Genomic DNA, 20,195 nt, shown 5'->3' with positions numbered 1-20,195 from the left:
GACGGCGCACCGCGCACAGCGCGCGTTCGGTGGCATTCATGCGCAGCGAGCCCCGGCTCATGCCTCGACTCCGGGCCGACCAGTCACAGCACGCAAGCGCGAAAGCAGGTGGACCATGGCCTCCATCTGCGCGGTGCCAGCGGCACTGAGCGAGTTCATCTCGTTTTCGGTGATCAGGCCGTCAGAGAGGGCGTCGCGGAGAGCCTGTGCGAAAGCGCCCTGCTGTGACGCGTTGGCCAGCACCGCGCCCATGACGGTGTCATGCGCACTCGTCGAAATTGGCTGCAGCGTGTAGCCATGCTCGGCCGCCAGCGCGTGCAAGATCCTGTCGTCGCTGGTCACACCCATGATCTCGCTGGCCTCGACCAGGGTCAGGTGGTGCGTGTCGTTGTTCGGGTTGACCTTGTTGCGCAGCACAGCGGCAGACATGCCGATGCGCGGAGCTAGCGATTCGCTACCGCCCGGGTAGTTCTTCACGGTCTTGTGCGCGGCGTCGAGGATGTTCATGGGCGGAATACCTGAACGTGGTTCGGAACTGAGCAGTCCGGCAGGCTGTGCGCCATGGACGAACTGCAGCGAAGGATCAAAGCGGCAAGGAAGCGAGCCCCGAACGTCGTGACGATCGTGCGGGTCGCTGGGAACGTGTTCGGATTGCGGTGGGCGGACGGCCAAATGCACGTCCGGCTATTGCGGAAGGATTGACGGCATTGGCTATGGACGGCCCCGCCTCCCTGCACTCATGCAGCATCGGCGACCTCCTGCCCTTTGGCGGGCGGGAACAGATCAGGCCGCAGATCTCGATGGGTCACATATCCATCGGTCACGCGCTCGATGAACGCCCATCGCTCGGGCGGGATCAGCACCGTCCCGTTTTCCCACTGGGAAACGAGTCCCTGTGTGGCTGGCGATCCAGTCGCTGTCAGCAGAGCCGCAAGAGCAGCCTGAGACAGCCCTTTTTCCTGTCGGTAGGTGGCGAGGTCCATGGCCCAATATTAGCGCCCCTAATCCTGCAGTCAATAGCGCCCCTCATGGCGACAGTCGGCCGCGTTCATTAGCGTTGCTGATATGGACTCGAATCGACGGGCAAAGCCCACTCCACAGGACGTAGCCTCTGCCGCCCGCCTCAAGGCGGCGTGGCATGCCCGCGCGCGCGATCTCGGACTGACCCAGGAGAAGCTGGCAGACGAGCTCGGGATAACGCAAGGCGCCGTAAGCCAGTACCTGAACGGCCGCATTCCGATGAACTACCGGACGCTGATGGCCTTCAGCCAAGCCCTCGGCATAGCGGACACGGACATTCGCTCAGACCTTCCGGAGCAGCGCTTGGGGGCCAGCGCGACCCCTGAAGCCGAATGGGAGGACGTGACGGGCTACTCGCAGGCGGCGGGCTTGGGCAATGGCGCCGAGGCCGATGAGTATGCGGAGACGCACAAGCTGAAGTTCAAGGCCACTAGTCTTCGGCGACGCGGTATCTTCGGCCGCCCTCTCGCCGTGTACTACGGCAGGGGCGACAGCATGGAACCGACCATCAAGGATGGCGATGCCATCCTGTTCGACACATCTGACACGCGCGTGGTCGATGGCGTTCTGTACTTGGTGCAGTTCCATGGGAATGGCAATCCGGAGTACTTCGTGAAACGCGCTACGGTGCTGGACGGAATCGTGTTCTTTGCCAGCGACAACCCCACAGGTGATCACAACTGGAAAAAACCCAGGCGTATGGATTCCGCCCGATCGCCGATTACCGTGATCGGCCGCGTCCACTGGATAGGCGGCTGGGCCGACTGAAGTTGCGGCGCGTGCCGCATTCCCCCTACAGCACGGGCTCTATCGTCGGCTCGTTGTCCGTGTTTGTATGGATGCGGTAGCGCCTACTCTGTCCAGCGTCCACCGTGATCTCCGCTGATCTAGCGCGGGCCGTCGCGGCCTTCTCGCTGTAGAAGGCTCCGCACAAGCCATTGCCCCCGATATAGCGTGGCGTCAGCACATGTCGCCCAGCGCTAAGTTGGAAGCGCACCTGCTCGGAGGGATCGAGCCGGGCCGCTTCGGTTCCATCCACGAATATCCCGAGGAAGCAGCCGCTTCCAATCAGACCCACGTCGCGGGTGATAACCACCTCGCCTTTTGTCACCCCCTGATCGGGCAAGGCGAACACGCGCTCGGCCGGCGCCATCCGCACGTCCTTCGCGGGCGGCTGCTTTGTCGGCATGACGCAACCGCTACCTGCCACGGCGGCCAGCACTGCCGCGGCCGCCCATAGACAAAGTCGCCTTTCCATCCTGTCCTCCCCGTCTCCTCACCTGAGCATAGCCGACCCTGCCCAGAGGCAATATTAGCGCCCCTATTGACACCAATAATTAGCGCCCCTAATCTTGCGCCGTAGCCACGAGGACCCCCGGACTTCCCGGTAACGTGGCCCGGAGAGAGAGATGTCCGCAGCACCTCGCTTCACGTTGGCCACAGGCGACAGCCGTTCGAGCTTCGAGGTATCGCCCACCCCAGGTCCGTTCTACTGCGGCCCCGGCGTCACGACCATCTGGTCCGGCAATGGCAGCATCCGCATCGCCGAGTGCAAGTCGCCCCAGCTGAGCGTTGAGGGCAACGCCGCCAACGCCCACCACCTCGCCAAATGCTCCGAGCTGCCTGCCATCGTCAGACGCGCCGAGGCGGTGCTGCGCGGCCTGGGCGTCCAGCCCCGCCAGATCGGCAAGCCGGCCGAGCAGTTGCTGCATGACCTCCAGCGCGCGTGCGCTGAGCTGGGAGAAGCAGCATGAGCGCCGGTCCCGTGCATCAGCCCGGCACTTTCAACATCGAAGCCCATTCGGGCGGGCGCTGGCATGGCGGAATGAATCGCCTCACGCGGGAAGCAGCGATCGCCACCGCCCGAACTTGGGCCGCGCGGGATGGCAGCCGTCACCGTGTGTTCGACCTCGATGGCAAGGCGATCTTTGACACCGACGCCGCGCCTGTCGATGTGCTAGCGGTGATAGACGCGGATGCGCGCGCATCCCGGGCTGATCGGCTCGCGCAGGCCCGGATGTCTTCTCATTCGGTCGAGGAATCGCAGCGAGCGCAAGCACTTTGGAGTCGGTCTATCGATGCCCGCGCCGCCGTGGCCGAGCTGATCGACTCCCAGAAGGCGGACGCAAGGCTGGTAGCGGTCCTGCTGTCCTGCCTCAACGACAACCTATCCGAACGGGAAAAGGGACGGCTGGGTGCCGAGCTGATGGCGCGCGACCTGTCGGATCACGCTGCTCGCCGTGCCGCCGCCCTCGCCCGCGTCGGGGGTGCGTCGTGAGCGCCGTCATCCTGCCCTTTGTGCGCCCTGCTCGGGCTACCAACGCCGACGGCGCGTTCGCGGCAGTGAACATCGCCGCCCGCCGCATGGGCTACTCCGAGCACCTGGCGTTGCGCGCAGCGCGCGTGGCCCGCCGGGACGTCCTCGACGGTCGCGGCAGCGCCGCCGCGGTGGTGTCCAAGCTCAAGGCCGCCCTCGCCTGCGCCGCGCGCAAGGAGGAAGCATGAGCCGCTTCGAACAGCAGCTCGAAGACCTGAACCGCGATCACTTCCGGTTCGGCATCGTCCTCAATGCCGGCAGCTTCATCGCAGGCGTCGTGATCTCCCTCCTTCTGCAGGCGGTGGCCAACTCATGAACGAGCGCGACTTCATCGCGGCAATGAGCCAAGACCTGCCTGCATTGCCGGCCCCGACGGGCTTGGAGGTCAGCGAGTACACCAGCGACGGCGCGATCCTCAAGGGGAACCAGGATCTCCAACTTCCCGATGCCGAGCGCGTCGGCAAGGCTGGCGTGCCGTGAGCCAGCGCCAGGTCACCCACCTCGATCCGCTGCCACGCTGCCAGCACGGCCACAGCGCGCGCCACATCCTCGACGCCCGCCGTGCCAGCGCCGGCGGCGGCCATTTCCTGGAGTGCTCCTGCAGCGCCACCAGCAAGCAGCAGGAGTACATCGACGCGCTTCGCGAGTGGTGCCGGATGCACGGGCACCCGATGCCGGTCGGCACGGACCAGCGCCCGCTGCCGCTCACCGTCATCCCCATCCGTCCTGTTGAGGCCCGCGCAGCATGATCCACCAACTGCTGTCCCGCATGCGCGCACGCATTGTCGCCCACGCCCAGGCCCGGGAGCCTGACTTCATCGTCGGCGGGAATGAATCGCCCTACCTGCTCCGCTGGTGGCTGATCCCGCGCAACCGGCTGTTCAACGTCTACGTGCACTGCTTCCTGCGCGATGACGACGACCGGGCGCTGCACGACCATCCGTGGATGTGGTGCTCCGTCCTGCTGCAGGGCGGCTACACCGAGCACACCATCGACGCTGGTGGGATCCACCACCGCCGCCTTCGAATCGCCCCCAGCATCAAAGTCAGCTTGCCCAGCCGTGCCCACCGCATCGAGCTGCGCCGCGCCTACGGGCAGCCGCGGCCGTGCTGGACGCTCTTCATCACGGGACCGCGTGTGCGCAACTGGGGCTTCCACTGCCCAGAGCGGGGCTGGGTGCCATGGCAGGAGTTCACCGACCCGGGTGACGTAGGCCGAGTCGGCCGTGGTTGCGAGGAGGCCCCCTGATGTCCCGCACCTGCACCAGCTGCTGCCGACGCTTGCCGTCGGACCACTTCCCACCGGCGGAGCGGCGCCGCTCCACCTGCCGGCTCTGCGAAGCGGATGAGCAGCGCGTGCGCGCCCGCCTGGCGCCGGTGCGGATCGATCCGCTCCAGGTACGCCTGAACAACGCCGCCGAGATCTGGCACGGCCCGGTCGATCGTGGAACCCCGCTGAGGTGCGCTGCATGAGCCGTCATGCCACCCGCCGCGCGCCGAAGCGCAATGGCGACTTCTCGTGGGGCCGGCTGGCCACGTTCGATGGAGCCTTCATCACATGGCGCCTGTTCCGCCGCGACCACAGTGGCGCGCTGCACATGCGCGCGATGACCTTTTCCGCGACCGAAGCGCCGACACGCGTAGCCAAGCGCCTGCGCCGGGCCTGCCACCAGCTGCGCGACAAGGTCGACGAGATCGAGCTGGCCGCGATGTACGCTGCCGAGGAGGCCGCATGACGCTCTCAGCGCGTGTAGTAGTAATCGCCGCCCAGGATCTCGCATATCTCCGCTTCGGAGCAGCCGTGGGACGCCGCGCCGCCTTGCCGAAGCACAGCACGCATGGCGTAGATCGACGCCATCTCTCGGCTGTGCTGCCGGCCCTCCTTCTCAAGCCAGGCCCTGTAGTCCTCTCGAAGCGCCTGCGCTTGCCGTGCGTCGTATCGCTTTCTCGCCATATCCGCTCTCCCTCTCGGAGTCCACGAGCCTTTGCGCTATCGCGCATTGAACCCCAAGAAGCCAAGGAGGGTTGCGAGTGACTAGCATTTTCGATTTTCCCGATGCCCTGAATCCGTCCATTGCCCGTGCATGTGAGGCTGTTCAGACCCACAACCTCGTGCGCCTCAACGTGCTGCCGGCCCTGCAGGCCGAGCGCGACATGGTGCAGAAGGCGGTGCACGGGTGATTCACATCGGCGACTGTCTGGAAGTGATGCGCGGCATGGCCGAGAACTCGGTCGACGCTGTCGTGACCGATCCGCCCTACGGCATCGGGTTCATGGGGAAGGCCTGGGACGGGGCCGACATCGCAGCGCGCCACGGAAAGCGGCGCAGCATGCCTTCGGCCGATCCCACCGCGACCGCGAATGGGGCGCACAACAGCGCAGCAGCGGCGGCCGGTGCCTACGACCTCAGCCCCGAAGCGATGCGAGCGTTTCAGCGGTTCAGTGCTGCGTGGGCAGCTGAGGCGCTGCGCGTGCTCAAGCCTGGTGGGTACCTCCTATCGTTTGCCGCCGCGCGCACCTACCACCGGATGGCCAGCGGCATCGAGGATGCCGGTTTCGATGTGCGCGACCAGATCATGTGGGTGTTCGGCTCCGGATTCCCGAAGTCACACAACGGGCCATGGGGCGGCACCGCGCTCAAGCCAGCGCACGAGCCCATCGTCATGGCGCGCAAGCCGCTGATCGGCACGGTGGAGTCGAACTGGCGCGCGCACGGCACCGGGGCGCTGAACATCGACGGCTGCCGTGTCGTGACCGGAGGCGAGGTAAATCCGAGCATCGCCAGGAGGCAAGGGGCGGTAGGTCATCTCAGCACCCGCAGCGCAGCCGAGGCACAGGCCGACGGCAAGCTGGAGAGCCGACAAACCGAAGCGGCCTATCGTGCTGAGCGCGCAGGCGAGGCGCTGGGTCGCTGGCCGGCCAATCTGATTCACGACGGCAGCGCTGAGGTTCTCGCTGAGTTCCCGGACGCGCCAGGCCAGCTCGCGGATGCGAGCCGAAACCGCGACCAGCGCAAGACCCAGAACACCTACGGCGCGATGCGGCGCGGACGCGGCGATGAAGCCAGCGCGGACAGCGAGAATGAAGGCGCAGTTGGGTTCAAGATGCGCCCCGGCGCGCGGCGGTTCGATGCAGGCGGCGCAGCGCGCTTCTTCTATTGCGCCAAGGCGAGCAAGGCTGACCGCGACGAAGGGCTCGAGGCCATGGCGAAGCGCCCCGCCGGGATGGTGTCGAATACGAGCGGACAGCACATGACGCGGCGCGACGACGGCTACGAAGTCGCTGCCCGCGCTAACTACCACCCGACCGTGAAGCCCACGGATTTGATGCGCTACCTGTGCCGGCTGGTGACGCCGGCAGGCGGGATCGTTCTCGACCCCTTCGCTGGAAGCGGCAGCACCGGCAAGGCTGCCGTGCTGGAGGGATTCCAGTTCATCGGTATCGAGCTCGACTCCGCCTATGCGGCTATCGCCGAAGCGCGCATCCGCGCGGCGCAGCCCGGCCTGCCGCTGGGAGTCGTGGCATGACCGCCCAGCTCTTCCCCAAGCCGCCGAAGCGCATGCGCCAGCCGACGAAGGAGCAGCTGCGCGACCAGGTGGCCACCGTCACCGAAGAGAACATCCGGCTCCGTGCCGAGATCGACCACCTGCGCCGCCCGTGGTGGTGGCGCCTCTTTCATAGGAAGGCAGCATGAGCCAGATCATCGTTTTCCCGCGCGGTCAGTTGAAGGAGCTGGATCGCGCACGGATGGAGGAAGCTGGAATCGTCGCGGTGGAAGCCGACGACCCCGCGTCGGTCCTCACCATCATTCCGGGCGCGCCCCTCGCTACGCCCGATGACCTGGCAATGGCGGCGCTGTGGGCCGTGACGAATAGCGGCATCAGCAGCGTGGGCATGGACTTCGTCCGGGCGCTGCACCAGCGAATGAAGGCGCGGGAGGCCGGCAATGGCTGACGGTACTCACCCGTTGGCCATCGACAGCGCGGCGGACCAGCAGCGCAAGTGCCGGCGCGGCGGCCACTCCCGAGCCCACCACTTCGCGCAGGCAGTCGAAGGCCGATGCGTCACCACGGCACAGATCGCCGAGCGCCTGGACGTGTCGATGACGACCGCCTACGACCGCGCGCGGCGCGGCCCCTCCCCGCTCACGTGGAGCGCACTCACAGTACGCCCGACCCCGCGACAGCGGCCGGGAAAGGAAACCACGCCATGCTCCTGATGACCGTTTCGGCCTGGTCGGCGAAGTACTTTGCGCTAGGCAGCGAGCCCTCTGAGATCACCGTGCGGAGATGGATCCAGAACGGCGTGCTGCCGGGTCGCAAGGTCGGTGGCACCTGGTACATCGACGAACACCAGTGGCTTGCCGGCGGCGACGAGCTGGTCCTGCGCGTCCTGGCTGAGGCGGGGTAATCTCCGATGATGGGACGTGTCCGTTCACGCAGCAGGGCTGGATGGCCCGACAACCTCTACCCGAACCGGGACGGCTTCAAGTACCGGCACCCGGTGACGCGCCGCGAAACCTGGATGGGCAAGGACAAGGCGAAGGCCTTCGCCGCTGCCCGCCAGCTCAACGCGCTGCTCAGCCAGGCGACAGACCTGGTCGCGCGCGTCACGGGGTCAGCGAAGACCGTGGCCGACGCGGTAGAGGTCTTCCGGAAGGACGACATCCCCAACCGGAAGTGGGGAGCAAGGACCGCGGCCGAATACGAGATCATCATCCGCCGCATCGAGCGCGGCCTGGGCGACAAGCCGCTGGAGTCGCTGTCGGTGAAGGACTGCGCGGAATGGCTGCGCGCCGATACGGAATCCGAGCGCGGCCGGCAGACCCGGCGCCTGGTGCTGGGCTGGATCCTTGCGTGCGCCGTCGAGGAAGGCTGGATCGACTCGAACCCAGCGACGGTGACGCGGAAGTTTGCCTTCACGCGGAAGCGCCAGCGCCTGACGCTGGAGACGTTCCAAGCGATCCGCGCGGCTGCGCCGCACTGGCTGCAGGTGGCGATGGATCTCTCACTCCTCACCCTGCTCCGCCGCGACGACGTGGTGAGCCTGACGTTTGCCGATGTGCACGACGGCGCGCTCTGGGTCGTGCCCAGCAAGACCGAAGACAGCACGCTGGTGAAGCTCAAGATCACGCTCACACCAGAACTCCAGGCCGTGCTCACGCGCGCACGTGATCGGGTGGTCTCGCCCTACATCGTGCACCGCCTGCCGGAGAAGGCGCGGCCGCAGCAGAAGCGAGCCAAGGCGCGCGATCACCACACGCAGGTCCTGCCGGAACAGCTGACCCGTGCCTTTCAGGACGCGCGCGAGGCTGCCGGACTGGAGGCCGAGAACGCGCCGACCTTCCACGAGATTCGCAGCTTGGGCGGCGCGCTATTGCGTCAGTCCGGTTGGACGCTTCAGCAGGTGCAGCAACTGATGGGTCACGCGAGTACAACGATGACGGCAGTGTATCTCGACGGCCACGACGCGCCGTGGAGCGAGGTTCAGCCAGGAACACCGTTAGGCGTCGGCCAGCGCGGCGAGTCTAACTGATCTCAGCTTCAACGAACTTCGGAAAGTATCGATAGAACTTCGCATACTTCTCGATCTCCGCCGCCGGAAGGGGTAGCCGACACGACGCTTTAGTTCTTTCCGAGTCCATGTGGCGCATCTCTGCGTAGGTAACCAAGGGCGCCTCAATCAGGTAGGCATCCCCACCGAAACGGCAAAATTCAAATTGCTCGAAGTTGCACGCTCGGAAAACGCCCTTATGGGCGTCCTCAACCAGAACGCCGCCGAAAGTCACCATCTTCGTTCCGTCAGCGTAACGAAAGTTATAGACAGGCTCGAAGGTCATGCGCGAGCTAGAGCCTCCCGTAGAGCCACGCACGCGAAGGGCCTCCTCGATGACGGCCATCACAATGCGCCGGTACACATCTCCGACGCCCCACCCCGAGAGGTGCTTGTTCTCAACGTCTGCAGGAACTGCTTCTGCACCCACCTGCACCTTCAGCGTGTCTAGCGGCTTCATGCCCTCGGATCCACTGCTCTGTATCGGACCCGCGTTGAGGCTCAGCAACAACAGCGAGCCGCTTGGGGCGTTCCGCACGAAATACGCGACGTCTTCAAGGCAACTAGCGGCAAGCGCCCCGTCGTAATCTAGCCAGCAAATCGTTCGCACGTTCCACTTGAGCTTCTGCAGAACAGCCGTGGATGCGCCGAAATGCATCTGAATGTTGCCGAACGGCACGTTCAGGCGAAATCTAGCCTGCACGGTGAGATCCTGCGCATCCTCAATGCTCACCATCTCTTCGATACCCAGCGCCCTGTGCACAAGCGAGAAATCGGTGAAGTAGACAGAACCGAGCCCTACGTAGCGATACTTCTCCACTGCCCCGAAGCTGCGGAGGGCGCGGAACGAGTCGACCAACATCTTCCTTTCGATGCTTTTCGCCGGCCTGACTCGATAGTCGATTTTCGCGTAGCTTCCTGCCACGTCAGTGCTCCCTGTCCCACACGTATTCAAATGCAAGCTCGCCCACTTGGCGTGCGCTTTTAACGCCAAAAAAATCCTTCGCCCAGTCCACATCTTCGACTGCCCTGTCGTACTGGATTCTTACTGTCTTTGGCCTGTGCGCGGGCCCCGTCTGCGGGTAGTAAAACGATCTTGACTCGGTGATCATCGAGAGTCGAACCGGTCTGGCCGCAGCGACTACGTCCCGAAGGTGAGTACTGTCGGTATCCAGTTCGGCATCGAGCGCGTTCAGGAAATCGATCACCTGCCTGAGGGCAGCCACCATTTCACCCTTCATGAACTGGAAGATCGAGTTCTCTTCATCAACGCCACTCTTGGCGGTGTTCCAAGGCAATGATTGGGCATCATCGCTTTCGAAGAATACGTACCCTCGAAACCGAGAGAACTGATTGTGGACTTTAGGCACGGTAATTTCATTGAATACCGCGCCCCATCCAGTCAATGCGCTCTTGTCGGCACGCACAATCTGGCGCCCGTTACAGACGATGTACCAACCAGCCTCGTCAATGTTTGACTCGGCCACACCAGCATAGAGATTCACAAGAACCGGCCTTCGAATTCCCTGCGCCGGGTTCGCTGGAAACGACTGAACGATCCGAATCGGCTTGAGCTGCCCGCTCTGCAACAACATCGCAATATTGTGCGTCAATTGATGGTTGTTGACGGTTATCTCTAAGCCAGCATCCAAGCTCCGCGCATGCGCCTCTTGTATGCCGCGAATCAGCGTGGTCTTGAATCTTTCAGTAGCAAATTCTGCAGCGATGGGCGGGTGCAGATCCGTGACGACAATTGTCGTTGAGCACTCATCTGGGGGACGCGTCTCTCCCTCGATTGCCTCCTTGAACTCGAAGGTCCAGTCGTCTCGACCCTTCTCATCCTTTCTTGTTCGCCACTCATGCACGTTGACTTCGAGCAGGAAATGAGAGTCCGGTGCCTTCGATTGGATCTCGAAGTTGTTTCCCATCTTGAAAAGCGCGCGCTTCATTCCCACGCCGAACTGCCCGATCGAGCCGTCAGTTACCGGTGCGTCAGCCGGCCGACCAAACCGAAACGCATATTCACGCGCGACACTTACCTGTATCCCACCGCAATTGTCAGCAATTGCGAAGTGAGTCTCGGACAGCTCAATCGAGATATGAAGCCCTTCGTAGGAAGCTGCCTCCCCTGGCCTCAATCGCCTAGCACCGTCTATGCAGTTGTCCACCAAGTCCTTCGCAGCGTCTAACAGCGAAATGTCTCTGGTGATGATAGAGATGAAGAAATCTTTCGTTGGCGAAGCATCGATGACGTTCATTAGTGCCCCCTGCACTCCTTGTCTCGCGTCGACCTTAGACCATCAGCCGCCGAATCCTTTTCACAATAACTTCCGCCACGACTGGGCTGACGCTGTTTCCGATCTGGCGAAACGCGTGCCACTTAGTATCATGGAATTGGAACCAGTCAGGGAAGCCCTGGAGCCTGGCTGCCTCTCGAGGACTAACCACACGATGCGCCCTATGATGAATTGGCCGTACAGCTTGGAAGCTCCCCCTGTCTGAACCAGTTCCTGCTCTCAATGTCGGGCAATAGCCACTTTCCTTCAGTCGCGGGAAACGCGAGATCGGCTCGGTTCGCCCTTGAGGCGTCCTACGAAAGCGCTCCACCACTTCGGCTGTGTGTTCCGTCCCAAGGTTGCCAGACGTCAGACCTCCCACCGCAAGCTGCTCTATCGCATAGGCACTGCCCACGCCCGGCGGTATGTTGGACGATAAGTTAGCTACTAGGTCCGCTCGCATGCCGTCATAGCAAATCTTGCGCCAGCCCTGGCTAGGCAACTGCCAACTGCTCCGCACTCCTGGCATGCCTTTGAGCGCCTCGCCGACTGTGGGAGCGGTCACAGCCTCCGGCCCGAACAAATCCAGCTCCGTGACCGAATCGACTTCGTCGGGATCGTATCCGAAGAAGAACACCCGCTTCCGGGTCGTCGGCGCGCCGAGTTCTTCAGCTGAGACCACGGTCGGCCGGAGTACGCGATACTTGCTGGGCAACCGGCTGAGTGCCGCTTCGATCGTTGCCGCGTTCTTTGGCGCGAGCAGACCGGGGACGTTCTCGGCAAGGAATGCACGCGGCTTAGCCTCGGCAACGATACGAAAGAAGTGCCCGAACAGATCATTGCGCGGGTCATCGGGACGGCCGTGGCCCATCGTACTGAAGCCCTGGCAAGGCGGCCCACCTACCATCAGGTCGAGCTTAACCGCACTCGGCCAAAGCGTCTTTGCATCAAGCTCCGCGACGTCATGTTGAAGGTGCCGCGCAGCGGGGAAATTGATCTTGTGGGTCGCGCTGGCAATGGCGTCAAGCTCAACGGAACAAGCGAGCTGGAATCCCGCCCGGGACACACCCAGACTCATGCCGCCGACACCGGAAAATAAGTCCACTGCAGTGGGCAAGTCCAGCATTGTCGTCATCGCAAAATGTTAGCCAATTTTGAGGCAAACGTCGATCGACAGTTGCATCGCACTCGACCTGAGGCCGTGGTTCCAGACAGATAGGGTGAGGTTAGGGTGGAAATAGGGTGCAAACGAACAACGGCCCACGCTTCGTCAGCGTAGGCCGTTGTTCGTAAAAGGGAATTTGGTCGGGGTAGCCGGATTCGAACCGACGACCACCAGTCCCCCAGACTGGTGCGCTACCAGGCTGCGCTATACCCCGGAAGGTTGGTGCTCCGCCCTTGCGGGCGGCCCGCGATTATAACGGCTTCGCGCGCCGTTGTCGCTCGACTTCAGCGACGCAGCAGCTGCAGGACTTCTTCCAGCTCCATCCGCACCTGCTTGATGATCTGGTTGCTCAGCGCCGATTCCTCGCGCGCGCCAGCGCTATCCAGGCGCAGCCGCGCGCCGCCGATGGTGTAGCCCTGTTCGTACAGCAGGCCGCGGATCTGCCGCACCATCAGCACGTCGTGGCGCTGGTAGTAGCGGCGGTTGCCGCGACGCTTCACCGGCTCCAGGCTGGGAAACTCGGTCTCCCAGTAACGCAGCACGTGCGGCTTGACGTCGCACAGCTCGCTCACCTCACCGATGGTGAAGTAGCGCTTGGCCGGTATCGGCGGAAGTTCGCGGTTACTGCCCGGATCCAGCATAAGTCTCCACCCGTTCCTTGAGCTTCTGTCCCGGGCGGAAGGTCACCACCGTCCGCGCGGAAATCGGAATTTCCTCACCGGTCTTGGGATTGCGACCGGGCCTCTGGTTCTTGCGCCGCAGGTCGAAGTTGCCGAACCCCGACAGCTTCACCTGGCGTCCCTGCTCCAGCGCATCGCGCAGCACGTCGAAGAACGCGTCGACGAACTCCTTGGCCTCGCGCTTGTTCAGACCGACTTCGTCGAACAGGCGCTCGGCCATTTCCGCTTTGGTCAATGCCATGGCATTCCCCCTGATGACCGCCTCAACTCCGGATCCGGGCGCGGTGCTCGCGCTCGACGGCGGTCACCACGTCGGTCACCACGGCGTCCACATCCCGATCCGTGAGCGTGCGCGAGTTATCCTGCAAAATCAAGCCCATAGCCAGACTCTTGAAGCCGGCTTCGACGCCGGGCCCGACGTAGCGGTCGAACAGCTGCACATCGCGCAGCAGCGGGCCGATGCTGGCGCGCACGGTGGCGGCCAGGTCCGCCCAGGCGACCTGCTCGGGCACCAGGAAGGCCAGGTCGCGGCGCACCGAGGGGAAGCGGGACAGCTCGCCGGCGCGCGGCAGCGCGCGCGCGGCCAGCGGCGCCAGGGCCAACTCGAAGGCCACCACGTCCACGTCGATCTCCAGCGCCTTGGCCAGCGCCGGGTGCAGTTGGCCGATCCAGCCGATGCACTGGCCGTCGCGCCACACGTCGGCCGACCGGCCCGGATGCCCGAACGCGCGCGTCGAGGGGCGGTACTCCAGTGCCGCGCCGCTGGCGGCGGCCAGCGAGGCCAGGTCGCCCTTGAGGTCGTGGAAATCGACCTTGCGCGCGGGCTCGCCCCACTGCAGCGCCACGGCATCGCCGCAGACCGCGGCGGCCACGTGCTGGGTCTCCACCGGCGCGGCGCCCGCTTCGGACGCAGCGGCGAACACCTTGCCCAGCTCGAACAGGCGCACGCGCCCGGCCTGGCGGGCGGCGTTGCGGCCCAGCGCGGCGACCAGCCCCGGCAGCAGCGCCGGGCGCATCACCGCCAGCTCGGCGCTGAGCGGGTTGGCCAGCGACACGAGCCCGTCCCGCAGCTGCCACTTGGCCAGCAGGTCGGCCTCGACGAAGGCGTAGTTGATGGTTTCCTGCAGGTCGCGCGCGACCAGTTGCGCGCGCACGGCCGAGTCCTCCAGCACCGTCTCGGTCGGCATCGCGATGCGGCTGGCGCCGCCGGGCAACGTGGTCGGGATGCTGTCGTAGCCGTGGATGCGCGCCAGTTCCTCGATCAGGTCTTCCTCGATGGCGATATCGAAGCGGCGCGTCGGCGCGGTGACCTGCCAGCCGGCGGCGTCCGCCTCGACCTGCATGCCCAGCGCGCGCAGGATGCGCTCGATCTCGGCATCGGCGATCTCCAGGCCCAGCACGCGCGCCACACGCGCGCGGCGCAGGCCGATGCGCGTGGCTACCGGCAAGTATTGCGGCAGGTCGGCCTGGGTGACCGGGCCGGGCGTACCACCGGCCAGCTCCAGCACCAGGCGGGTGGCCAGCTCGATGGCCTGCGGCGGCAACTGCGGGTCCACGCCGCGCTCGAAGCGGTGGCCGGCATCGGTGTGCAAGCCGAGCTTGCGGCCGCGGCCCATGATGGCGGCCGGCTGGAAGTGCGCCGCCTCGAGGAACACGTTGCGCGTGGCCTCGGTGACGCGGGTGTCGAAGCCCCCCATCAGGCCGGCCAGGCCGACCGGGCGATCGGCATCGGTGATGACCAGGAAGCTGTCATCCAGGGTGACGTCGCGGCCATCGAGCAGCTTGAGGGCCTCGCCGGTGCGCGAACGGCGCGCGGCGACGGGGCCCTTCAGCGTATCGAGATCGTAGGCATGCATCGGCTGGCCGAGTTCGAGCATCACGTACTGGGTGATGTCCACCAGCAGCGACACCGGGCGCACGCCGCTGCGGCGCAGGCGCTCGGCCATCCACACCGGCGTGCGCGCGGACGGGTCGATGCCTTCGATCACGCGGCCGCAGAAACGCGGCGCTTCCGCGCCGGCGTTGAGTTCCACGGCGAGGGTGCGGGTGGACGCCGCCGGCACGGCGGGCACATCCATCGCCACCACTTCGCTGCCGCACGCGGCGGCCACGTCGTAGGCGATGCCGCGCACGCTGAAGCAGTCGGCGCGGTTGGGGGTGAGCTTGATCTCGATGCTGGCATCCGGCAGGCCGAGGTACTCGGCCAGCGGCGTGCCGACCGGCGCATCGTCCGGCAGCTCGAACAGGCCGGAAGCATCGCTGTCCAGGCCCAGTTCCTTGGCCGAACACAGCATGCCGTTGGATTCCACGCCGCGCAGCTTGGCGGCCTTGATCTTCATCTCGCCGATCTGCGCGCCGACCAGCGCCAGCGGCGCGACCAGGCCCGGGCGCGCGTTCGGCGCACCGCACACGATCTGCAAGCGCTCGCCGCCGCCGGCATCGACCTGGCAAACCTGCAGGCGATCGGCCTCGGGGTGGCGCACCGCCTCGACGATGCGCGCCACCACCACCTGGCCGAGCGCGCCGCCAAGCGGCGTCACTTCCTCGACCTCCAGGCCGATCGCGGTGAGGGTCGCGGCGAGCGCGTCGCGGTCGGCGTCGGTGGGGACATGGCTGCGCAGCCAGTTTTCGGAGAATTTCATGGGAAGCCGGAATCAGAAGGCGAAAGGAAGGACGTTCGACTTACGCGAACTGCCGCAGGAACCGCACGTCGTTCTCGAAGAACGCGCGCAGGTCGTTCACGCCGTAGCGCAGCATGGCGAAGCGCTCCACGCCCAGGCCGAACGCGAAGCCGGTGTAGCGCTCCGGATCGATGCCGACCGCGCGCAGCACGTTCGGATGCACCATGCCGCAGCCGAGCACTTCCAGCCAGCGCGTGCTGCCATCGGGCTGCTGCCAGGCGATGTCCACTTCCGCGCCGGGTTCGACGAACGGGAAGTAGCTCGGGCGAAAGCGCATCTCGAAATCGCGCTCGAAAAAGGCGCGCACGAATTCGGACAGCGTGCCCTTCAGGTCGGCGAAGGTCGAATGCTCGTCGACCAGCAGGCCTTCGACCTGGTGGAACATCGGCGAGTGGGTCTGGTCGCTGTCGCTGCGGTAGACCTTGCCGGCGGCGATCATGCGCAGCGGCGGGGCGTGTTCGCCCATGTAGCGCACCTGCACGCCGGAGGTATGGGTGCGCAGCAGGCGGCCGTCGCCGAAGTAGAAGGTGTCGTGCATGGCGCGCGCCGGGTGGTGCGGCGGGAAATTCAGCGCCTCGAAGTTGTGCCAGTCATCCTCGATCTCCGGCCCGTCGGCAAGCTCGTAGCCCAGGCGGGCGAAGATGCCGGTGATGCGCTCCAGCGTGCGGCTGACCGGATGCAGGCCACCGCGCTCGGCACGACGGCCCGGCAGGGTGACATCGATGCGCTCGCCGGCCAGGCGCGCATCCAGGGCGGCGGCGTCCAGCACCTGGCGGCGCTGCGCCAGCGCTTCGGACACCGCATCGCGGGCCAGGTTGATCGCCTCGCCGGCGGCCTTGCGCTGCTCGGGCGGCAACGCGCCAAGCTGCTTGAGCTGGGCGGTGATGGAGCCGTTCTTGCCCAGCAGGGCCACGCGCAGGTTTTCCAGGTGCTCGGGCGCCTGGGCGGCGGCGATATCCGCCAGCGCCTGTCCGGTCAGGGTTTCGATCTCGCTCATGGGCTTGCCACGTGTCCTGCTTGCAATGTCCGTCCGGCATGCGCCGGCACAAAAAAGAATGGGGAAGGACTCGCGCCCTTCCCCATGCATTGGTCCTACCTGGACGCCCGCGCCATGCGCGGGCGACCGGAACGACTTATGCCGCCAGCGCGCCCTTCGCCTTCTCAGCCAGCGCGGCAAAACCCGCCGCGTCGTGCACGGCGATGTCCGCCAGCACCTTGCGGTCCAGGGTGATGCCAGCCTTCAGCAGGCCGTTCATGAAACGGCTGTAGCTCAGGCCGTTGATGCGGGCCGCCGCATTGATGCGGGTGATCCACAGCGAACGGAAATTGCGCTTCTTCTGCTTGCGGCCGATGTAGGCGTACTGCTGCGCCTTGATGACCGCCTGCTTGGCGACGCGGAAAACCTTGCGACGGGCGTTGTAGTAGCCCTTCGCCAGGGTCAGGATCTTCTTGTGCCGGCGACGCGCCTGCACACCACGCTTAACTCGTGCCATTGTTCAGTCCTCAGAGGTAGGGAAGCATGCGGTCCAGACGGCCCGCGTCCTCGGCACGAACGTGGTTCGTCTGCCGCAGGTTGCGCTTCCGCTTGGTCGCCTTCTTGGTGAGGATGTGGCTACGGTTGGCGTGGCCAGCCTTGTACTTGCCGGAAGCGGTCTTGCGGAAACGCTTGGCCGCCGCCCGGTTGGTCTTGATCTTGGGCATTGCTATGTCCTTGATGGTTTTTATGTCACTGACCAGGGCGGTGGCTCGCGCCACACTTTCCGTCCATGCCCTCGCCTGCTTGTAAGCTCTTGATTCCTAAGGAACAACAGCCGGTCCTGTCACCGTTTGCACGGCATTCCCGACGGATCGGGCCGCACATTATGCCCGGGCGGGGAAAGCCATGCAAATCAGCGGGTTCTGGCGCGGTCGGCGACCGCGCGCAGGGCCGGTGGCGGCGCCACCGGCGGGAGCTGGGGTCAGCTCTTCTTCTTCGGCGCGATCATCATCACCATCTGCCGGCCTTCCAGGCGCGGACGGGATTCGATGACGATGTCCTCGCCCAGGTCGGCCTCGATCCGCGCGGCCATCTCGCGGCCCAGCTCCTGGTGGCTCATCTCGCGGCCACGGAAGCGGATGTTGACCTTGACCTTGTCGCCTTCCTCCAGGAAGCGGCGCATGTTGCGCAGCTTGATCTGGTAGTCGCCCTCGTCCGTGACCGGACGGAACTTCAGCTCCTTGATCTCGACCTGCTTGGTCTTCTTCTTGGCCTCGTTGGCCTTCTTCTGCTGCTCGAACTTGAACTTGCCGAAGTCCATGATCTTGCAGACCGGCGGGTCGGCCTGGGGCTGGATCTCGACCAGGTCGAGCCCTTCCTCCTCCGCCTTCGCCAGCGCTTCGTCGCGCGACAACACGCCGATCATCTCTCCGTCGCTGCCGATCACGCGCACGCGCGGCACACGGATTTCCTGATTACGACGGTTCTGTTTGTTGTCAGGTGTACTGATGTTGCAATCTCCCAGGGGAATCGAACCGGCGCTTCCGGAACCTCCAGACGGCCGGGGTTGGCTTACGCGGCGTGCTCGGCACGCAGGCGTTCGGCGAAGGCTTCCACGGACATCGTGCCCAGATCCTCGCCCGAACGGGTGCGTACCGCAACGGCGCCATTGTCCCTCTCGCGGTCGCCGACGACCAGCAGGTAGGGCACGCGCTGCAGCGTATGCTCGCGAATCTTATAGCCGATCTTCTCGTTGCGCAAATCGGCCTGGACCCGGAAGCCTTGATTTGCAAGGGTTTTCCGAACCGATTCGACGTATTCAGCCTGCGCATCGGTGATAGTGGCCACCACGGCCTGCACCGGGGCCAGCCAGGCCGGGAAGGAACCGGCGTGGTGCTCGATCAGGATACCGATGAAGCGCTCCATCGAGCCGACGATGGCCCGGTGCAGCATCACCGGGTGGCGGCGCTGGCTGTTTTCGTCCACGTACTCGGCGCCGAGGCGGCCGGGCATCATGAAATCCACCTGCATGGTGCCCAGCTGCCAGGTGCGGCCGATGGCGTCCTTGAGGTGGTACTCGATCTTCGGGCCGTAGAAGGCGCCCTCACCCGGCAGCTCCTGCCATTCCACGCCCGAGGCACGCAGCGCCGAGCGCAGCGCGCCTTCGGCCTTGTCCCAGGTGGCGTCGTCGCCCAGGCGCGAATCCGGGCGCAGGGCGATCTTGATCTGGATCTCCTCGAAGCCGAAGTCGGCGTAGACCTTCAGCGCCTGCTCGTGGAATGCGCGCACCTCGCCTTCGATCTGGCCCTCGGTGCAGAACACGTGGCCATCGTCCTGGGTGAAGCCGCGCACGCGCAGGATGCCGTGCAGCGCGCCGGAGGGCTCGTTGCGGTGGCACGAGCCGAACTCGCCGTAGCGGATCGGCAGGTCGCGGTAGCTGTGCAGGCCCTGGTTGAACACCTGCACGTGGCCGGGGCAGTTCATCGGCTTCACCGCGTAGGTCCGCTTCTCGGACTCGGTGAAGAACATGTTGTCCTTGTAGTTGTCCCAGTGGCCGGATTTCTGCCACAGGCTCACGTCCAGGATCTGCGGGCAACGCACCTCGCCATAGCCGGTATCGCGGTACACCTTGCGCATGTGCTGCTCGACGACCTGCCAGATCGACCAGCCCTTGGGGTGCCAGAACACCAGGCCCGGGGCCTCTTCCTGCAGGTGGAACAGGTCCTGCTGCTTGCCGATGCGGCGGTGGTCGCGCATCTCGGCTTCCTCGATGCGCTTGATGTAGGCGTCCAGCTGCTTCTTGTCCGCCCAGGCGGTGCCGTAGATGCGCTGCAGCTGCTCGTTCTTGGCATCGCCGCGCCAGTAGGCGCCGGAGATGCGGGTCAGCTTGAACGCCTTGAGGAAGCGCGTGTTCGGCACGTGGGGGCCGCGGCACATGTCCACATATTCCTGGTGGTAGTACATGCCCATCGCCTGGATGTCCTCGGGCATGTCCTCGATCAGGCGCAGCTTGTAGTCCTCGCCGCGGGCCTTGAAGATCTCGATGACCTCCGCGCGCGGGGTCATCTTCTTGACGACGTCGTAGTCCTGGGCGATCAGCTCGGCCATGCGCTGCTCGATGGCGGCCATGTCCTCGGGCGTGAACGGGCGCTCGGAGTAGATGTCGTAGTAGAAGCCCTCGGCGATCACCGGGCCGATGACCATCTTCACGTCCGGGTACAGCTGCTTGACCGCGTGGCCGACCAGGTGGGCGCTGGAATGGCGGATGATCTCCAGGCCTTCCTCGTCCTTGGGCGTGATGATGCGCAGGGTGGCGTCGTGGTCGATGACGTCGCTGGCGTCCACCAGCACGCCATCCACGGCCCCGGCCAGGGTGGCCTTGGCCAGGCCGGCGCCGATCGACTGGGCGACCTGCATGACGGAAACGGGCTGTTCGTACTCGCGGCGGCTGCCGTCGGGGAGCGTGATCGTGATCATGGCGGGTATCTGGATGAAAAACCGGGCGGCGGCGGCCGCGGGCGGTGGAA

30 protein-coding genes and 1 tRNA gene are annotated in these 20,195 nt (G+C 65.2%); 16 read left to right on the top strand and 15 right to left on the bottom strand.

What is annotated here, in order from left to right:
- Positions 1-57: 57 nt before the first annotated feature.
- Both P6166_RS04520 and P6166_RS04515 read right to left on the bottom strand, forming a co-directional pair.
- On the bottom strand, positions 58-507 hold the full coding sequence (locus P6166_RS04520; RefSeq protein WP_277763327.1) for a phage regulatory CII family protein: 450 nt from the start codon (positions 505-507) through the stop codon (positions 58-60).
- A gap of 230 nt (positions 508-737) precedes the next feature.
- Complete coding sequence (locus P6166_RS04515) at positions 738-983, bottom strand: YdaS family helix-turn-helix protein (RefSeq protein ID WP_277763326.1); 246 nt, start codon at positions 981-983, stop codon at positions 738-740.
- Between the two features lie 82 nt (positions 984-1,065).
- On the opposite strand from P6166_RS04515, the gene P6166_RS04510 reads away from it, so the two are divergent.
- Positions 1,066-1,788 (top strand): S24 family peptidase, encoded by a 723-nt coding sequence (locus P6166_RS04510; RefSeq protein WP_277763325.1) that lies wholly within the window; start codon positions 1,066-1,068, stop codon positions 1,786-1,788.
- A 25-nt stretch (positions 1,789-1,813) separates the two neighbouring features.
- On the opposite strand, the gene P6166_RS04505 is transcribed toward P6166_RS04510, so the two are convergent.
- Entirely contained in the window at positions 1,814-2,209 is a 396-nt protein-coding gene (locus P6166_RS04505; RefSeq protein WP_277763324.1) for a hypothetical protein, read from the bottom strand.
- A 220-nt stretch (positions 2,210-2,429) separates the two neighbouring features.
- Here P6166_RS04505 and P6166_RS04500 point away from each other — a divergent pair, with 220 nt between their 5' ends.
- The 15 genes from P6166_RS04500 to P6166_RS04430 all read left to right on the top strand — a co-directional run bounded on the left by P6166_RS04500 (position 2,430) and on the right by P6166_RS04430 (position 8,872).
- Positions 2,430-2,774 (top strand): hypothetical protein, encoded by a 345-nt coding sequence (locus P6166_RS04500; protein ID WP_277763323.1) that lies wholly within the window; start codon positions 2,430-2,432, stop codon positions 2,772-2,774.
- The gene (locus tag P6166_RS04495; protein ID WP_277763322.1) at positions 2,771-3,298 is read left to right on the top strand and encodes a hypothetical protein; all 528 of its coding nucleotides are present in this window, start codon (positions 2,771-2,773) and stop codon (positions 3,296-3,298) included. Before P6166_RS04500 ends, P6166_RS04495 begins: the two co-directional genes overlap by 4 nt.
- Complete coding sequence (locus tag P6166_RS04490; protein WP_277763321.1) at positions 3,295-3,525, top strand: hypothetical protein; 231 nt, start codon at positions 3,295-3,297, stop codon at positions 3,523-3,525. The genes P6166_RS04495 and P6166_RS04490 overlap by 4 nt, the downstream gene beginning before the upstream one ends.
- On the top strand, positions 3,522-3,653 hold the full coding sequence (locus P6166_RS04485; RefSeq protein ID WP_277763320.1) for a hypothetical protein: 132 nt from the start codon (positions 3,522-3,524) through the stop codon (positions 3,651-3,653). Before P6166_RS04490 ends, P6166_RS04485 begins: the two co-directional genes overlap by 4 nt.
- Positions 3,650-3,817: a hypothetical protein gene (locus P6166_RS04480; protein ID WP_277763319.1), complete on the top strand. Its 168-nt coding sequence runs from the start codon at positions 3,650-3,652 to the stop codon at positions 3,815-3,817. Before P6166_RS04485 ends, P6166_RS04480 begins: the two co-directional genes overlap by 4 nt.
- Positions 3,814-4,086, top strand: a complete 273-nt coding sequence (locus P6166_RS04475) for a hypothetical protein (RefSeq protein ID WP_277763318.1) — start codon at positions 3,814-3,816, stop codon at positions 4,084-4,086. Before P6166_RS04480 ends, P6166_RS04475 begins: the two co-directional genes overlap by 4 nt.
- A complete protein-coding gene (locus P6166_RS04470) occupies positions 4,083-4,586 on the top strand; it encodes a hypothetical protein (protein WP_277763317.1) in 504 nt (167 codons plus the stop codon). Before P6166_RS04475 ends, P6166_RS04470 begins: the two co-directional genes overlap by 4 nt.
- Positions 4,586-4,810: a hypothetical protein gene (locus tag P6166_RS04465; RefSeq protein ID WP_277763316.1), complete on the top strand. Its 225-nt coding sequence runs from the start codon at positions 4,586-4,588 to the stop codon at positions 4,808-4,810. The genes P6166_RS04470 and P6166_RS04465 overlap by 1 nt, the downstream gene beginning before the upstream one ends.
- Positions 4,807-5,073, top strand: coding sequence for a hypothetical protein (locus tag P6166_RS04460; RefSeq protein ID WP_277763315.1), 267 nt, complete (start codon positions 4,807-4,809; stop codon positions 5,071-5,073). Before P6166_RS04465 ends, P6166_RS04460 begins: the two co-directional genes overlap by 4 nt.
- A gap of 295 nt (positions 5,074-5,368) precedes the next feature.
- A complete protein-coding gene (locus tag P6166_RS04455; RefSeq protein ID WP_277763314.1) occupies positions 5,369-5,518 on the top strand; it encodes a hypothetical protein in 150 nt (49 codons plus the stop codon).
- A complete protein-coding gene (locus P6166_RS04450; protein WP_277763313.1) occupies positions 5,515-6,864 on the top strand; it encodes a DNA methyltransferase in 1,350 nt (449 codons plus the stop codon). The genes P6166_RS04455 and P6166_RS04450 overlap by 4 nt, the downstream gene beginning before the upstream one ends.
- Positions 6,861-7,031, top strand: a complete 171-nt coding sequence (locus P6166_RS04445; protein WP_277763312.1) for a hypothetical protein — start codon at positions 6,861-6,863, stop codon at positions 7,029-7,031. The genes P6166_RS04450 and P6166_RS04445 overlap by 4 nt, the downstream gene beginning before the upstream one ends.
- Positions 7,028-7,291, top strand: a complete 264-nt coding sequence (locus tag P6166_RS04440) for a hypothetical protein (protein WP_277763311.1) — start codon at positions 7,028-7,030, stop codon at positions 7,289-7,291. Before P6166_RS04445 ends, P6166_RS04440 begins: the two co-directional genes overlap by 4 nt.
- A 255-nt stretch (positions 7,292-7,546) precedes the next feature.
- Entirely contained in the window at positions 7,547-7,747 is a 201-nt protein-coding gene (locus P6166_RS04435; RefSeq protein ID WP_277763310.1) for a helix-turn-helix domain-containing protein, read from the top strand.
- Between the two features lie 6 nt (positions 7,748-7,753).
- Positions 7,754-8,872 (top strand): tyrosine-type recombinase/integrase, encoded by a 1,119-nt coding sequence (locus P6166_RS04430; RefSeq protein ID WP_277763309.1) that lies wholly within the window; start codon positions 7,754-7,756, stop codon positions 8,870-8,872.
- Here P6166_RS04430 and P6166_RS04425 read toward each other — a convergent pair.
- The 12 genes from P6166_RS04425 to thrS all read right to left on the bottom strand — a co-directional run bounded on the left by P6166_RS04425 (position 8,865) and on the right by thrS (position 20,145).
- Entirely contained in the window at positions 8,865-9,815 is a 951-nt protein-coding gene (locus tag P6166_RS04425; RefSeq protein ID WP_277763308.1) for an O-methyltransferase, read from the bottom strand. The genes P6166_RS04430 and P6166_RS04425 overlap by 8 nt on opposite strands.
- 1 nt (position 9,816) lies before the next feature.
- Positions 9,817-11,148, bottom strand: coding sequence for an ATP-binding protein (locus tag P6166_RS04420; RefSeq protein ID WP_277763307.1), 1,332 nt, complete (start codon positions 11,146-11,148; stop codon positions 9,817-9,819).
- 34 nt (positions 11,149-11,182) lie between these two features.
- On the bottom strand, positions 11,183-12,301 hold the full coding sequence (locus P6166_RS04415; RefSeq protein WP_277763306.1) for a DNA cytosine methyltransferase: 1,119 nt from the start codon (positions 12,299-12,301) through the stop codon (positions 11,183-11,185).
- A gap of 167 nt (positions 12,302-12,468) precedes the next feature.
- Positions 12,469-12,545: transfer RNA gene (locus P6166_RS04410), tRNA-Pro, on the bottom strand.
- 70 nt (positions 12,546-12,615) lie between these two features.
- The gene (locus P6166_RS04405; RefSeq protein WP_057647501.1) at positions 12,616-12,972 is read right to left on the bottom strand and encodes a MerR family transcriptional regulator; all 357 of its coding nucleotides are present in this window, start codon (positions 12,970-12,972) and stop codon (positions 12,616-12,618) included.
- Positions 12,953-13,252 (bottom strand): integration host factor subunit alpha, encoded by a 300-nt coding sequence (locus tag P6166_RS04400; protein WP_057647499.1) that lies wholly within the window; start codon positions 13,250-13,252, stop codon positions 12,953-12,955. Before P6166_RS04400 ends, P6166_RS04405 begins: the two co-directional genes overlap by 20 nt.
- Positions 13,253-13,274: 22 nt before the next feature.
- Complete coding sequence (gene pheT / locus P6166_RS04395; RefSeq protein WP_277763305.1) at positions 13,275-15,653, bottom strand: phenylalanine--tRNA ligase subunit beta; 2,379 nt, start codon at positions 15,651-15,653, stop codon at positions 13,275-13,277.
- 40 nt (positions 15,654-15,693) lie between these two features.
- A complete protein-coding gene (pheS, locus tag P6166_RS04390) occupies positions 15,694-16,689 on the bottom strand; it encodes a phenylalanine--tRNA ligase subunit alpha (RefSeq protein WP_277763304.1) in 996 nt (331 codons plus the stop codon).
- A gap of 136 nt (positions 16,690-16,825) precedes the next feature.
- The gene (gene rplT, locus P6166_RS04385; RefSeq protein ID WP_003484828.1) at positions 16,826-17,185 is read right to left on the bottom strand and encodes a 50S ribosomal protein L20; all 360 of its coding nucleotides are present in this window, start codon (positions 17,183-17,185) and stop codon (positions 16,826-16,828) included.
- A 10-nt stretch (positions 17,186-17,195) separates the two neighbouring features.
- Positions 17,196-17,393: a 50S ribosomal protein L35 gene (rpmI, locus tag P6166_RS04380; RefSeq protein ID WP_010342861.1), complete on the bottom strand. Its 198-nt coding sequence runs from the start codon at positions 17,391-17,393 to the stop codon at positions 17,196-17,198.
- A 257-nt stretch (positions 17,394-17,650) separates the two neighbouring features.
- Positions 17,651-18,178: a translation initiation factor IF-3 gene (infC, locus tag P6166_RS04375; protein WP_345781853.1), complete on the bottom strand. Its 528-nt coding sequence runs from the start codon at positions 18,176-18,178 to the stop codon at positions 17,651-17,653.
- 62 nt (positions 18,179-18,240) lie between these two features.
- Positions 18,241-20,145, bottom strand: a complete 1,905-nt coding sequence (thrS, locus tag P6166_RS04370) for a threonine--tRNA ligase (protein ID WP_277763303.1) — start codon at positions 20,143-20,145, stop codon at positions 18,241-18,243.
- Positions 20,146-20,195 lie beyond the last annotated feature (50 nt).

The organism is Stenotrophomonas sp. HITSZ_GD (assembly GCF_029543105.1).
Lineage (GTDB): Bacteria > Pseudomonadota > Gammaproteobacteria > Xanthomonadales > Xanthomonadaceae > Stenotrophomonas_A.
The sequence above is the reverse complement of the archived record's forward strand: the minus strand, read 5'-3'. Positions and strand labels throughout refer to the sequence as shown.

Coding starts and splice junctions, on each gene's coding strand:
- P6166_RS04520 (WP_277763327.1), bottom strand. CDS start 507: ATGAACATCCTCGACGCCGCGCACAAGACCGTGAAGAACTACCCGGGC.
- P6166_RS04515 (WP_277763326.1), bottom strand. CDS start 983: ATGGACCTCGCCACCTACCGACAGGAAAAAGGGCTGTCTCAGGCTGCT.
- P6166_RS04510 (WP_277763325.1), top strand. CDS start 1,066: ATGGACTCGAATCGACGGGCAAAGCCCACTCCACAGGACGTAGCCTCT.
- P6166_RS04505 (WP_277763324.1), bottom strand. CDS start 2,209: ATGCCGACAAAGCAGCCGCCCGCGAAGGACGTGCGGATGGCGCCGGCC.
- P6166_RS04500 (WP_277763323.1), top strand. CDS start 2,430: ATGTCCGCAGCACCTCGCTTCACGTTGGCCACAGGCGACAGCCGTTCG.
- P6166_RS04495 (WP_277763322.1), top strand. CDS start 2,771: ATGAGCGCCGGTCCCGTGCATCAGCCCGGCACTTTCAACATCGAAGCC.
- P6166_RS04485 (WP_277763320.1), top strand. CDS start 3,522: ATGAGCCGCTTCGAACAGCAGCTCGAAGACCTGAACCGCGATCACTTC.
- P6166_RS04480 (WP_277763319.1), top strand. CDS start 3,650: ATGAACGAGCGCGACTTCATCGCGGCAATGAGCCAAGACCTGCCTGCA.
- P6166_RS04470 (WP_277763317.1), top strand. CDS start 4,083: ATGATCCACCAACTGCTGTCCCGCATGCGCGCACGCATTGTCGCCCAC.
- P6166_RS04465 (WP_277763316.1), top strand. CDS start 4,586: ATGTCCCGCACCTGCACCAGCTGCTGCCGACGCTTGCCGTCGGACCAC.
- P6166_RS04460 (WP_277763315.1), top strand. CDS start 4,807: ATGAGCCGTCATGCCACCCGCCGCGCGCCGAAGCGCAATGGCGACTTC.
- P6166_RS04445 (WP_277763312.1), top strand. CDS start 6,861: ATGACCGCCCAGCTCTTCCCCAAGCCGCCGAAGCGCATGCGCCAGCCG.
- P6166_RS04440 (WP_277763311.1), top strand. CDS start 7,028: ATGAGCCAGATCATCGTTTTCCCGCGCGGTCAGTTGAAGGAGCTGGAT.
- P6166_RS04435 (WP_277763310.1), top strand. CDS start 7,547: ATGCTCCTGATGACCGTTTCGGCCTGGTCGGCGAAGTACTTTGCGCTA.
- P6166_RS04430 (WP_277763309.1), top strand. CDS start 7,754: ATGATGGGACGTGTCCGTTCACGCAGCAGGGCTGGATGGCCCGACAAC.
- P6166_RS04420 (WP_277763307.1), bottom strand. CDS start 11,148: ATGAACGTCATCGATGCTTCGCCAACGAAAGATTTCTTCATCTCTATC.
- P6166_RS04415 (WP_277763306.1), bottom strand. CDS start 12,301: ATGACGACAATGCTGGACTTGCCCACTGCAGTGGACTTATTTTCCGGT.
- P6166_RS04405 (WP_057647501.1), bottom strand. CDS start 12,972: ATGCTGGATCCGGGCAGTAACCGCGAACTTCCGCCGATACCGGCCAAG.
- P6166_RS04400 (WP_057647499.1), bottom strand. CDS start 13,252: ATGGCATTGACCAAAGCGGAAATGGCCGAGCGCCTGTTCGACGAAGTC.
- pheT (WP_277763305.1), bottom strand. CDS start 15,653: ATGAAATTCTCCGAAAACTGGCTGCGCAGCCATGTCCCCACCGACGCC.
- pheS (WP_277763304.1), bottom strand. CDS start 16,689: ATGAGCGAGATCGAAACCCTGACCGGACAGGCGCTGGCGGATATCGCC.
- rplT (WP_003484828.1), bottom strand. CDS start 17,185: ATGGCACGAGTTAAGCGTGGTGTGCAGGCGCGTCGCCGGCACAAGAAG.
- rpmI (WP_010342861.1), bottom strand. CDS start 17,393: ATGCCCAAGATCAAGACCAACCGGGCGGCGGCCAAGCGTTTCCGCAAG.
- thrS (WP_277763303.1), bottom strand. CDS start 20,145: ATGATCACGATCACGCTCCCCGACGGCAGCCGCCGCGAGTACGAACAG.